Below are 12457 nucleotides of genomic sequence, written 5' to 3'. Positions count from 1 at the left end.
ATTGTCGCGGCACAATGCCATTATAGCGAAAAAAAGCAGAGGGAAAAAACCCTCCGCTTCGTTCTCCCATCGCATCTCTATGGCAATACCCGTATTTTCACGCGCTTTCTGCCCCAACGAAACGCATCCGACCGTTCCGGGAAAAACACATCAATTTTATATCCGCGGATGCCTGAGCCGGTGTCAGCGGCAATGGCATATCCGTATCCTTCCACATACACTTTCGACCCAAGGGGGATGATGGACGGGTCGACCGCAATCACTTTAGCGGAAGGATTTTTGCGCAAGTTGATGCCCGTGCTTGTTATGCCTGAACAGCCTGCACAATAGGCAGTGTAGGCGGTGGCGGTGACGTAAAATTCCTTCGCGGCATGGTCCGAGCCGCGCGAGGACGGGCGGTCGGGCGCGGCAGCTGAGCGCACAGTTTTCGTGCCGATGGCGACAATGCGCGCCTTGCTTTCTTTTAGCGTTTTCGCAGCGATTAGTTTGCGCGCCGTTTCTTTGCCGTTTTCCAATGTCACCTCATACGTTTTTTGAACCATCCCTTTTTCTCCAGGCTGAATGACGCGCCGCTCTCCTTTCGGCAATGAGTCGTCCCGTTTTGTCACCACGGCAAAGTCGACGGGTTCTTCCACTACATCGGTGACTTTTTTTACTCGGACCACGCGAATGGTCATCTGTTCTTTGACCATTTCGTGCAAGGAGGGCTCTATCCGATCGAGTTGACCTAGCTGAATCCCTTGCTGCTTCAAAAAGTCAGCGACCGTAGTCGAAGTTGTCCATACCTGCTGTTGTTTACCGCCGACATTGACGTGGACTGGAAACGCCTTTTCAACGCCGATGTCCATGCCTTTTTGAATTTTCGCCGAAAGCGCCGGCGCCACTTTGTCATACGGCCCGACTGCCACGTGCTGCGAACGGAGCAGCTCCGCGACTGTATCGGCTGTCGTCCATATCTTTTTCTTTTTTCCATTGACCGTCAGCGTCACTTCTTTGCTCGCTTCCCAAACGATATGGAGATCGTCGGTGATCGGTGAGTGGAGAGACGGATAAACATAATCTTCTTTGCGCGGTTGAATGTTTTGCTCCGCAAGCAGCTCTTTCACCGTTTTCGCATGAGTGCGAATTTCTTGTTTGTTTCCGTTTTTGATCAGCGTCACATCGTCTTTGGCCATCTCATATCCAGCAACCCCTGTCGTCGCGGAGATGGCGAGAAACCCGCCCGCTGTGACGGTCACGTTTTTCCTCCATAAGTCCAGCCATTTCCTCCCATTCGGCAACATCAGATGAACGCCTCCTTTTTCTACGGAATTCCCCTCTCCCTTTAACATGTACGCACGAGCATACTCTATTATGCAGAAAATTCAGTGAAAAAGGAAGGAAGACTTGTCGACACGCGGTTGGCTCATATCGGCTGAATTTGTAGAATTTTATCGTCTTCGCCGCACCTTCGACAAGCTTCCCCGCTGTTCGACGCCTAATTTTAGCGGTCGATGGCGAACAATTTTTTGGCATTTTCCGCCGTTGTTTCCGCTACTTCGGCAAAAGAAATGTTTTTGATCTGTGCGATCGCTTCGGCAACGTATTTGACATAGCTCGGCTCGTTTCGTTTGCCGCGGAAAGGGTGAGGCGTTAAATATGGACAATCGGTTTCGATCAATAAATGGCTCAGTGGAATCTCCTTCGCCACTTCCTTCGGTTTTTTCGCATTTTTAAACGTGACCGGTCCGCCAAGGGAAATGAGAAAATTCATGTCCATGCACTGTTTGGCCACCTCGACGCTGCCGCTGAAACAATGCATAATCCCGCCGACTTCGGCGGCGTTTTCCTCTTGCAAAATTTTTAAAATATCTGCCGTCGCCTCACGGTTATGAATAATGATCGGCAACTTCACCTTTTTAGCCAGCCGGATTTGCTGCCGGAACACCTCTTGTTGCACGTCTTTCGGCGATTTATCCCAATGGTAGTCAAGCCCCATCTCGCCGAGCGCCACGACTTTCGGGTGAGCGGCGAGCTGTTCAATCATCTGCAAATCATCGTCCGTCATCTCGATCGCATCAACCGGATGCCAGCCAACCGCCGCATAAATAAACGGATACCGCTCGGCCAGCTCGATCGCCCGATCGATCGTCGGACGGTCAAACCCGACGACGACAATGTGTGAAACCCCTTCATCGCGGGCGCGTTCAATGACTTGTTCCAAATCTTCTTCGTATTGGACTGCATTCAAATGTGCGTGCGTATCAAACAGCATACTAATGCCCTCTTTTCCACCTTGATGTTAAGTGTAGCATAGAAATTGGTTACATACGTCACATTTCGTTAACATTTCCATTACAAAATAGCGACAAGGAGGTGTCAAGCGCAACACCCCCCTGCCAAGCAAACCGTTATTTGATTTTCGTTCCATTCGGCACGTGTTGATCAACCGTCGCCAGCGAAAATTCCCCGCCGTTGCCTCCGGCTAGAATCATGCCTTCCGACCATTCGCCGCGAAGCTTGGCTGGTTTTAAATTGGCGACGCAAATGACTTTTTTGCCGACTAGTTCTTCTGGTTTGTAAAACTCAGCAATGCCGGAGATCACTTGCCGCTTCTCGCCGCCAAGGTCAAGCTGAAGCTTCAACAGCTTATCGGCGTTTTTTATCCGTTCGGCATGGATGACTTCAGCGACGCGCAAATCGATTTTGGCGAACTCGTCAATCGAAATTTCCGCCGCCTCCGCTGCTTTTTTTTTCTCTTTTACCGGTTCGGCGGCCGGTTTGCCCCCTTGCATATGCGCCTTAATGTACTCCACTTCCGCTTCGATGTCGAGGCGCGGGAAGAGCGGTTCTCCCTTTTGCACTTTTGTCCCTTCCGGAATGAGGCCGAAATCGTACAAGCTATCCCATTCTTTTAATGAATGATCCGTGATGCCGAGCTGAGCGAACATGCGCTCCGGCGTGCGCGTCAAAAACGGCTGGAGCAGCACTGCCGTATGGCGAAGCGATTCAGCCAAGTGGGTCATGACGGCGGCAAGCTCATCCCGTTTCTGTTCGTCTTTCGCCAATACCCATGGCTGCGTTTCATCGATATATTTGTTCGTCCGGCTAATCAACTGCCAAACAGCGGCGAGCGCGACGGAAAACTCCATTCCCTCCATCGCTTCTTCATATTGACGCACCACTTCGCGCGCCGTTTGCACCAACTCTTGGTCAAACGGTGTTTTCGGCCCGCGGTATGGCGGAATAACGCCGTCGAAATATTTCTCGATCATCGCCACGGTACGGTGCAACAAGTTGCCTAAGTCGTTGGCCAAGTCATAGTTGATGCGCTCAATAAATCCTTCCGGCGTAAACACGCCATCAGCGCCGAACGGCACTTCCCGCAGCAAATAATAGCGGAGCGCATCAAGCCCATACCGGTCGATGAGCGTCACTGGGTCGACGACATTGCCTTTCGATTTGGACATTTTTCCATCCTTCATCAGCAACCAGCCATGGCCGAATACTTTTTTCGGCAACGGCAAGCCGAGCGCCATCAACATAATCGGCCAATAAATCGTATGGAAACGGACGATTTCTTTGCCGACCAAATGGACGTCCGCCGGCCAATATTTGCGGAACTTTTCATCGTTGTCCGTGCCGTAGCCGAGCGCTGTGATATAGTTGGCAAGCGCGTCGATCCAGACATAGATGACATGCTTCGGATTGCCTGGCACTTTAATGCCCCAATCGAACGTCGTCCGGGACACAGCCAAATCCTCAAGCCCCGGCTTAATGAAGTTGTTGATCATCTCATTTTTCCGCGATTCCGGTTGGATAAAATCGGGATTTTCTTCGTAATATTGCAACAAGCGGTCGACATATTTGCTCATCCGGAAGAAATAGGACTCTTCTTTCACTTTCTCAACAGGCCGGCCGCAGTCCGGACAGTTGCCGTCCACAAGCTGCCGCTCAGTGTAAAACGATTCGCACGGCGTACAATACCAGCCTTCATATTCGCCCAAATAAATATCGCCTTGTTCGACAAGACGGGTAAAAATTTGTTCGACGACTTTTTTATGCCGCTCCTGCGTTGTGCGAATAAAATCGTCGTAGGAAATGTCGAGCTTCTTCCATAGCTCCTGAATGCCAGCGACGATCTCATCGACGTATTGCTGCGGCGTTACTCCTTTTTCTTCCGCCTTGCGCTGAATTTTTTGCCCATGCTCATCGGTGCCGGTCAAATACATGACATCGTAGCCGCGCATCCGTTTATAGCGAGCCATGGCGTCCCCCGCCACCGTTGTGTAAGCATGACCGATATGCAGGCGGTCGCTCGGGTAATAAATCGGCGTCGTCAAATAAAACGTTTTTTTCTCCATCGGTTAGGCCCTCCCTCGTACTGTTGAGCACAAAAGCCCCCGTCCGGCGACGAGAGCGGCGTTACTTCTATTTTACATAATTTTTTCATTCTACAAAAACATCTATTTCTCGTGGGCTGAAAAAATATACCCAAACCGGCAAAAATACGGCCGCGTTTTCAGCCATCGCTGCGAATTTGTTATACAAGGATAGAGTTTAGATGGGCAAATTCATTCGTTTTCTCCTTTCTTTCTAAACAAACTTTTTTTGAAATAACAATATACATTTTTTTTAAATTTTACATATTAAAGGATTGACGCTTAATGGAAACACTGATATGATTAGGTTGTAGGAAATTTGTCGAATATTGACGAATAAACGACAAAAAACTTTTTTGCGGAGAGGAGAATCGACGATGAAATCGACAGGGATCGTGCGTAAAGTCGATGAGTTAGGCCGCGTCGTCATTCCAATTGAGCTGCGACGTACGTTGGATATTAACGAAAAAGATGCGTTGGAAATTTATGTTGACGATGACCGCATCATTTTGAAAAAGTATAAGCCGAACATGACGTGTGTTGTCACCGGCGAAGTGTCGGACGACAACTTCAAACTGGCCGGCGGCAAAATCATTTTAAGCCGCGAAGGCGCAGAAATTTTGCTGCAGGAGATCCAACAGCATCTAGAAGCAGCAACAGACAAAGAAAAAGAATAAAAAAGTTTCTCTGGCTTCAGAGAAACTCTTTTTTTTCTTCTTCTTGCTGTTGATGATACTGCCGATAAACGTCGCGTTTCGACATATTTCGATCACTGGCCGCCTGTTTCACCGCCTCCTTGACGGAAAGGCTGTGCTCGCGAATATAATAATCGACATGTTCGACAAGCGAAAGCGGCTGCCACCATTCCTCTCCCTCTTGCTCTTGTTTATTCCCGTCTCGCGCCCCTTCGACAATGAGGCAAAATTCACCGCGGGTGTCATGTTCTTCCGCCCAGGCGACCGCATCGCTTAAATCGCCGCGGATGAACTCCTCAAACCGTTTCGTCAACTCGCGGCCAAGAGCGATGCGCCGATTGCCGAATATATCATACATAAGAGCGAGCGTTTCTTTCAAGCGGTGGGGCGCCTCATAAAAAATTAACGTCTCCGCCGCTGTTTTTAATGACAGCAGCTGCTCTTTTTTCTCTTTTTTCGCCCGTTCCAAAAAGCCGACAAACAAAAAGCGGTCCGTGGGCAGCCCGGAGGCGACAAGCGCTGTCAATGCCGCGTTCGCTCCAGGAAGAGGGACGACGCGGCAGCGCTCGGCAAGCGCCGCAACAATAAGCTCATAACCCGGATCGGAAATGCCGGGCATCCCGGCGTCGCTCACCAATGCCACCGTTTTTCCTTCCTTCAGCCATTCGACAAGCTGCCGGCCGCTCGCGTATTTATTATGCTCATGGTAGCTGACGAGCGGCGTATGAATGCCGAAATGGGCGAGCAGCTTTTTCGTCTGCCTTGTGTCCTCGGCGGCGATGACGTCAGCTTCCTGAAGCGTCCTAACCGCACGAAACGTCATATCCTCCAAATTGCCGATCGGCGTCGGCACGATGTACAGTGTCCCTTGCTCCGTTTGTTCGGTAAAACTTTTTTGCTGCCAAAGCATCCTTGTTCCGCCCCTTTAAGATGAAATAATGCCATATAAGATCCGCTTCGTCTCCTCAGTATATTCGTTATTCTCATTATACACGACAAGCGGAGGCAACACTTTTAAGTCCGGGCTTGCGTCTTTTGTCCCTTCAATTAAAATCATGTTCGCCTCTTTGCCCTCTTTCGGGTACACAAAGCGGAGCCGTTTCGGCTCAAGACGGTATTGGCGCATGAGCGTCACAAGATCAAGCAGCCGCCCGGGCCGGTGGACGAACGCCGCCTTCCCTCCTTGCTTCAACAGCTGGCTGCTGACTCGAATCACATCCTCTAGGGTGCAATAAATTTCATGGCGGGCGATGGCGATATGTTCATTTTTGCTCAGTTCGTCTTTGCCGACTGCCGGAAAATACGGGGGGTTGCACGTGACGACATCGTACCGGCTGTAACCGATCCGTTGCGGCGCTTCTTTAATGTCGCCGTGTATGATCTCGATTTGTCCTTCAAGCCCGTTGTATTGCACGCTTCGCCTCGCCATGTCGCAAAGCCGTTCTTGAATTTCGATGCCGATGATCGTCCCTTTTGTTCGCCGGCTCAACAAGAGGGGAATCACCCCGTTGCCCGTGCACAAATCAACAATCTGCCCCTTTTGAATCGGCATATAGGCAAAATGAGCAAGGAGCACGGCATCAAGGGAAAACGAAAATACAGATGGACTTTGAATGATGCGGAGCTCTTCGTTAAACAAATAATCGAGCCGTTCATCCTCGTACAATTCCACCATGACGCACGATCCTCCATTGAAAAAAATAACCTTTCCGAAACGGAAAGGGTGGCGCTGCCTTTAGTTTTTGTTCAAAAACGACAAGCAAAACAAACAATCGCCCTCGGTGCGAATGCTTCCGTAATGGATGTGACAAATATGAAACCCTTCTTGGTAAAGGCGGGCTAAATTGTCATACCCTTCGCCAATGTCGATGAGTTTTTTGCCATGTTTGTCCCCTTTTCGTTTGCCTTCTTCCCATGCTTCTGACAATTGTTCAAGCCGACGGCGCAAATGAGCATTTTCGATTTGCAGCTGGTGATTCTCTTCTAACAGCTCCGTTACGCGCTGTTTCAGCTGCACCAGCTCGCGGTAAAAATAACTAAGTTGCTCTTCCATATTGGCCACTGATCGAAACACTTCTTTTTTATCTACTTTTTCCACTGGCCCCACCCCAAATTAATCCGCGACGCGAATGGACAACGTCCCGTTTTTCATCAGCTCATCGAGTGTATATTCGACGACCCGTCCGAATTCTGGAAGCTCGATTTGCAACACCCGCTCTAAAATGTTCAAGCCGACGACTTTGCCGAAGCCGTGCGGTGTTTCGACATATTCCCCTAAATCCGGGAGTTGTTCTTTCGCCGTCTCATACTCTTCGTTTTCATATTTCAGGCAACACATCAGCCGGCCGCACAGCCCGGAAATTTTCGTTGGATTGAGCGACAAGTTTTGATCTTTCGCCATTTTGATCGACACCGGTTCAAAATCGCCTAAAAACGTCGAACAGCAAAGCATGCGGCCGCACGGCCCGATGCCGCCAAGCATTTTCGCCTCATCGCGCACCCCGATTTGCCGCAGCTCGATGCGCGTGCGGAAAATCGACGCTAAGTCTTTCACAAGCTCGCGGAAATCGACGCGCCCATCGGCAGTGAAATAAAAGATCACTTTATTGCGGTCAAACGTATATTCCACATCGACGAGCTTCATTTCCAGCCCGTGCTCCTCCACTTTGCGCAAGCAAATGTCATACGCCTCGCGCGCCGCCTTTTTGTTTTCTTCTACAATCCATTTATCTTTCTCATTCGCCACGCGGATCACTTTTTTGAGCGGCAGCACGATGTCGTTTTCGTCGACTTGTTTATTGGCGATGACGACTTTTCCGTACTCAATGCCTCGGACCGTCTCGACAATGACGAATTCGCCGACGGGAATAACGGCATCGCCAGGGTCAAAATAATAAATTTTCCCTGCTTTTTTAAAACGGACGCCGACTACCGTATACAACGGCTCTCCCTCCTTTACCGCTTTAATTGAAGAACGAGCTGCTCAACAAGCAACGCTGTGCTCATATTTGTTGTATTTAAACGCGTTTTCGCTTGTAAAATCGCTTCCATGCCAGCCAAAATCCGCCGCTGCGGGCAAGCAAGCGCCCATCGTTGCAGGCGGTCCAGCTGATCGCGGTATAACACGCCGTCCATCTGCCCGGCTTGAATATGCAATAAATCGCGGTATAAATATAAAAGCAAATCAAGTCCAAGGTCAAGCTGATGGTTTTCCAAAAAATGCGGAAACAAGCGGTCGTGGATGAAAAACAAAAGCTGCAGCTCCGGCTTGCCCAGCATCTCATACCATTGTAGCACTAATGTTCGCGCCTCGGCAAACCAACTATCTTGGGCAAGCGCCAGTGCTTCCTCGAAGCTGTTTGTCAAATGGGCAGCCAACAGCGCCAACGGCAACGGCACGTGCTCCTCGACAAGTCCCTGAGCGAGCTCTGCCGGCGGCAACGGCCGGAACGAAAGCACTTGACAGCGGGAAACGATCGTCCCTAGCAGGCGGTGGTATTGCTCAGTCAGCAATACCGCCACCGTCCCCGGATGCGGCTCTTCCAAAAATTTCAGAAGGCTGTTGGCAGCGCTTGTCGTCATTTGATCGGCGTGCTCAACGATGTACATTTTTTTATCCGACTCGACCGCTGTTTTCGAGAACTCTTGCTGCAGCCATTCGATTTGTTCCTTTTTGATTGATCCTCCGTCTGGGCTGATCACCCGGACGTCAGGGTGGTTGCCGGAGTCGATGCGCCGGCAGTTGCGGCACTCCAGACACGGGGAAACTCCGATTGGGGACAGACAAAACAAACGTTTCGCCAACAACAAACTGGCCGCTTTTTTGCCCGTCCCCCGCTGCCCCTCAAACAAGTACGCATGAGAAATCCGCCCTTTTTCCAAGCCGCTTTGCAGCATTTTCGCCACCACCGGCTGGCGTTTCGCTAGCTGTTCCCATCGCATCGCCATCACTCTTCCTTGATTTCTTATTTCTATTCTATCATGTCCACTAGGAATCATCACGGTCGGATTCATGGAAATGGCGCTGTCATCTTCCTTTCAAACGGGAAAGCACCGCGGCCGTTGTTTCAGCGAATACATCATCAAGCGGGCGGTTCGCGTCGATGACGACAATGCGGTCGGCAAACCGTCTGGCGAGTTCCCGATACCCTTCTCGCACCTTCTCATGAAAAGACAACGTTTCAAGGTCAAGCCGATTCACTTCCCGGCTGCGGTTTCGTCGGATTCGTTCAAGCCCAATTTGCGGATCGATATCAAAATAAATCGTCAGCGACGGCATATACCCATCAATAGCGAACTCATTAATTTTCCATACTTCCTCAATGCCAAGCCCGCGGGCAAATCCCTGGTAGGCGAGGGAACTGTCAACAAACCGGTCGCAAAGGACGACGCACCCAGCCTCAAGCGCCGGCACGATTTTCTCAAGCAAATGCTGCCGGCGCGCCGCCGCATACAAAAGCGCCTCCGTCCGCCCGTCCATTTCCGTATAATCACGGTTTAAAATGATTGAGCGAATCGCCTCGGCAATGCGCACCCCGCCCGGTTCCCTCGTCGCCACGACGTCAATCCCCCGCTCACGCAACAACGACTCCAATTTGCTGATCATCGTCGTTTTGCCGGCTCCTTCCGGTCCTTCAAACGAAAAAAAGCATCCGTTCATCACTCGCGGCATCCTTTCCATCCTTCCTATTCGTATACAACCAGCTGACCATCTTTCAGCCGGCTTCCGCCTTGTATGTGCGCCCGCTGACAAAGAAGCTGGCGGATCTGTTCAATATGGCCGCGGCCGATCCGTTCTCCGACCCACACGAGCGGCACCCCAGGCGGATATGGAATGACCGTTTCCGCCGCTATATGTCCTTCAGCTTCCTCGAGCGCCACAGCTTTTGTCCGCAAATGGCGCAGTTCATTATACGGGACTAAAACCGATAGCAGCGGTCCGAGAAAAGGCGAAGCGTCACACACCGGCGCCTCGCCATCTGGCAAATCGCGCCACGCTCGTTTGATTTTCTCCGCTGCTTCCTGAAGCCGCCCGGTTACCGCCAGCGGGCAAACGAAAAGCACGTTCATTCGATCAGCAAGCTCGACAAACACCCCTTCGCGCTCAAGCCAACGTTGCAGTTCATACCCGGTCAAGGAACAGCGCGTCTGCACCGTTACTTTCAGCGGGTCGGTCTGTACGCCAAAATGGCGGGAACAAACGACTGCCACCCCGTCAATATCGGCCAAGGCTGCTTTAAACTTCTCAATTTCTGCCACGATCGCCGCCGCATCGCTTTTTGAAAGCTGGGCGACATAACTCCGCGCCAAATCGAGCGACGCCATAATCGGGTAAGACGGGCTGCTTGACTGAAACAACTGCAAAAAATATTTCAACCGCTCAAGATCAACCCGCTCGCTGTTTACATGCAAAAACGCTCCCATCGTCATCGCCGGCAACGTTTTATGCGCCGACTGCACGACAACATCGGCGCCATAGCGAAGCGCCGATGTCGGAAAAGGGGGGCCGACAACGAAATGGGCGCCATGCGCCTCATCAACCAGCACCGGAATGCCATGTTCATGAACTAGACGGACGATTTCTGTCAAATCGGCGGCCATTCCATAATAATTTGGGTTCGTCAATACAACCGCAGCAACATCATCATGAAGCGCCAACGCCTCTTTGACCGCTTTAGGACGAATGTGCGAAGCGACACACACATCACGATCAAACTCGGGAGCAAGTAGAACAGGAGTGGCTTCCATGAGTTGCAATGCATGCATCACCGATTTATGGCAATTGCGTTGTACAATCACTTTCTTCCTCTTTCCATCACACACGGCGGCGATCATTGCCAAATTCCCTGCCGTCGAACCGTTCACAAGGAAAAACGTCTCCCTAACGCCATACAGCTCCGCCGCCAGCGCCTGCGCCTCGGCAATCACCGACTCAGGATGATGCAAGTCATCCAAGCCGGAAATTTCCGTCGCATCCAACGCCAACAGCGGCGCAAACATATCTCTCCCTCGTTTCGAAAACAAAGCGCCGTATTTATGTCCCGGCACGTGAAACGAAACCGGGCGGCGCGCCCAATGGTGCACGAGAGCGTCATATAAAGGAGTTTTCGTTTGATCCATCATCATCCTCTTTCCTTGCTGTCTGTCCCAGAACGGCCATCATCCGGGCAGACTGCCGAAATGCATGGGATATGCAGGAGAAACATCAAACATATAGTATCACAAACGCCCGAAAAAACGCACGAGTCGCGTCAATCGCAAATAAAAACAGGCCCAAATGCAGGACCTGATTACGAGTGAATTTTCGATGTAAACATTTTGCGCAGCTGCCGCACATAAAACGAGTAGTTCGGGTCGTCCGTATTCGTTTGCGCAATCGCCCGGTTGCAGTCCAAACAAAGAAAATGGCCAAAAAGGAAAATCCCTTCCTTTTTTTCCTGTTCACAAACGATGCATACATGTTCGCGTTGATTCCGGTCTGCTATTGATGTCCTCACGCTCTCCACCTCCCATCCTCTATGTTTCCCACATTGCTAACATTCTATACTAGTAGATGAAAGGAAGAGAGACATTGAGCGGGTCCTTATCGTTTTTTCCTCAAAAAACGAAAACAGCCAATTGCACCAATGCAACTGGCTGCTCGTTTATTGCCTAGCAGCGACCTACTCTTGCAGGGGCGCTGGCCCCAACTACCATCGGCGCTGGAGGGCTTAACTTCCGTGTTCGGGATGGGAACGGGTGTTTCCCCTCCGCCATAGCCACTAGGCAATGATGATCATCTTGGACAGTAATTATTATATCCATCCTGTTGGATTTGTCAACAGGATGTTCATTCCCTCAAAACTAGATAACCGTTGGAAGAAGCCGCTCGCCTGCGCTTTTCGCATTGTCCAGCTCCGGCTCGCCGCCGCTCGGGGTCAAATAACCTTCGCCTTCGGGATCGGAAATCCCTGCAGGCGAAGAACATTTGCCCGTCGCGGCGACCCGCTCGCCTGCGCTTTTCGCTGTCTAGTTCCGGCCGCCATCGGCTCGCGACGCTTCGGTCCTGCTGCGGCGGCGACACATTGCATACGCTCCTGTGGCACCACCCACGCAGAACCAAGCTTCGCTTGGTTCGAGCCTCCTCGCAGGCCCTCCAGCGCACCTCGCCGATAAGCGGGCGGCCTCCACTTTTCTTGCTGTCCAGTTCCAGCGCCTAGCTCTCTTCTGCCAAATAACCTTCCCCCTCGGGGTGCAAGCACCCCTGCGGGTGAAGAACATTTGGCTTCGAGAGCTAAACGCGGCGCTTCCACTTTTCTCACTAGGTTAAGCCCTCGATCGATTAGTATCCGTCAGCTCCACGTGTCGCCACGCTTCCACCTCGGACCTATCGACCTCGTCATCTTCGAGGGATCTTACCCG

12 protein-coding genes and 2 rRNA genes are annotated in these 12457 nt (G+C 51.3%); 1 reads left to right on the top strand and 13 read right to left on the bottom strand.

Going from position 1 to position 12457, the window contains the following annotated elements; translation table 11 throughout:
- Positions 1 to 77 precede the first annotated feature (77 nt).
- The 3 genes from JCR24_RS14170 to metG form a co-directional block, all read right to left on the bottom strand.
- Positions 78 to 1283, bottom strand: coding sequence for a G5 and 3D domain-containing protein (locus JCR24_RS14170; RefSeq protein WP_238980840.1), 1206 nt, complete (start codon positions 1281 to 1283; stop codon positions 78 to 80).
- A 200-nt stretch (positions 1284 to 1483) separates the two neighbouring features.
- Positions 1484 to 2254, bottom strand: coding sequence for a TatD family hydrolase (locus JCR24_RS14165; protein WP_013143959.1), 771 nt, complete (start codon positions 2252 to 2254; stop codon positions 1484 to 1486).
- 136 nt (positions 2255 to 2390) lie between these two features.
- Positions 2391 to 4343 carry a methionine--tRNA ligase gene (gene metG / locus JCR24_RS14160; RefSeq protein ID WP_238980839.1) on the bottom strand — a complete coding sequence of 651 codons (1953 nt, stop codon included), beginning with the start codon at positions 4341 to 4343 and terminating at the stop codon, positions 2391 to 2393.
- Between the two features lie 395 nt (positions 4344 to 4738).
- Between metG and JCR24_RS14155 the strand changes: the two genes are divergently transcribed.
- Positions 4739 to 5038 (top strand): transition state genes transcriptional regulator AbrB, encoded by a 300-nt coding sequence (locus JCR24_RS14155; protein WP_011229546.1) that lies wholly within the window; start codon positions 4739 to 4741, stop codon positions 5036 to 5038.
- Positions 5039 to 5054: 16 nt separating this feature from the next.
- Here the strand turns inward: JCR24_RS14155 and rsmI are convergent, their stop codons facing one another.
- From rsmI to JCR24_RS14105, 10 genes are all read right to left on the bottom strand, one after another.
- The gene (gene rsmI / locus JCR24_RS14150; RefSeq protein WP_014194563.1) at positions 5055 to 5966 is read right to left on the bottom strand and encodes a 16S rRNA (cytidine(1402)-2'-O)-methyltransferase; all 912 of its coding nucleotides are present in this window, start codon (positions 5964 to 5966) and stop codon (positions 5055 to 5057) included.
- A 15-nt stretch (positions 5967 to 5981) separates the two neighbouring features.
- Positions 5982 to 6731, bottom strand: coding sequence for a tRNA1(Val) (adenine(37)-N6)-methyltransferase (locus JCR24_RS14145; RefSeq protein WP_014194562.1), 750 nt, complete (start codon positions 6729 to 6731; stop codon positions 5982 to 5984).
- A 60-nt stretch (positions 6732 to 6791) separates the two neighbouring features.
- Positions 6792 to 7154 (bottom strand): DNA replication initiation control protein YabA, encoded by a 363-nt coding sequence (yabA, locus tag JCR24_RS14140; RefSeq protein WP_011229543.1) that lies wholly within the window; start codon positions 7152 to 7154, stop codon positions 6792 to 6794.
- A 15-nt stretch (positions 7155 to 7169) separates the two neighbouring features.
- Positions 7170 to 7997, bottom strand: a complete 828-nt coding sequence (locus JCR24_RS14135; RefSeq protein ID WP_012820432.1) for a PSP1 domain-containing protein — start codon at positions 7995 to 7997, stop codon at positions 7170 to 7172.
- A gap of 14 nt (positions 7998 to 8011) precedes the next feature.
- Positions 8012 to 9004 (bottom strand): DNA polymerase III subunit delta', encoded by a 993-nt coding sequence (gene holB, locus JCR24_RS14130; protein ID WP_021322628.1) that lies wholly within the window; start codon positions 9002 to 9004, stop codon positions 8012 to 8014.
- Positions 9005 to 9083: 79 nt separating this feature from the next.
- Positions 9084 to 9716 (bottom strand): dTMP kinase, encoded by a 633-nt coding sequence (tmk, locus tag JCR24_RS14125; RefSeq protein ID WP_014194560.1) that lies wholly within the window; start codon positions 9714 to 9716, stop codon positions 9084 to 9086.
- 26 nt (positions 9717 to 9742) lie between these two features.
- Entirely contained in the window at positions 9743 to 11176 is a 1434-nt protein-coding gene (locus JCR24_RS14120) for an aminotransferase class I/II-fold pyridoxal phosphate-dependent enzyme (RefSeq protein ID WP_025039043.1), read from the bottom strand.
- A gap of 170 nt (positions 11177 to 11346) precedes the next feature.
- Positions 11347 to 11553 (bottom strand): sigma factor G inhibitor Gin, encoded by a 207-nt coding sequence (locus JCR24_RS14115; RefSeq protein WP_238980838.1) that lies wholly within the window; start codon positions 11551 to 11553, stop codon positions 11347 to 11349.
- A gap of 152 nt (positions 11554 to 11705) precedes the next feature.
- Positions 11706 to 11822 (bottom strand): 5S ribosomal RNA (rrf, locus tag JCR24_RS14110).
- Between the two features lie 535 nt (positions 11823 to 12357).
- Positions 12358 to 12457: ribosomal RNA gene (locus JCR24_RS14105) — 23S ribosomal RNA — on the bottom strand; the annotation flags it as partial.

It is taken from the genome of Geobacillus sp. YHL (assembly GCF_022341265.1).
Classification (GTDB): Bacteria; Bacillota; Bacilli; order Bacillales; family Anoxybacillaceae; genus Geobacillus; species Geobacillus thermoleovorans.
This window is presented reverse-complemented; position numbering and strand designations above follow the sequence as displayed.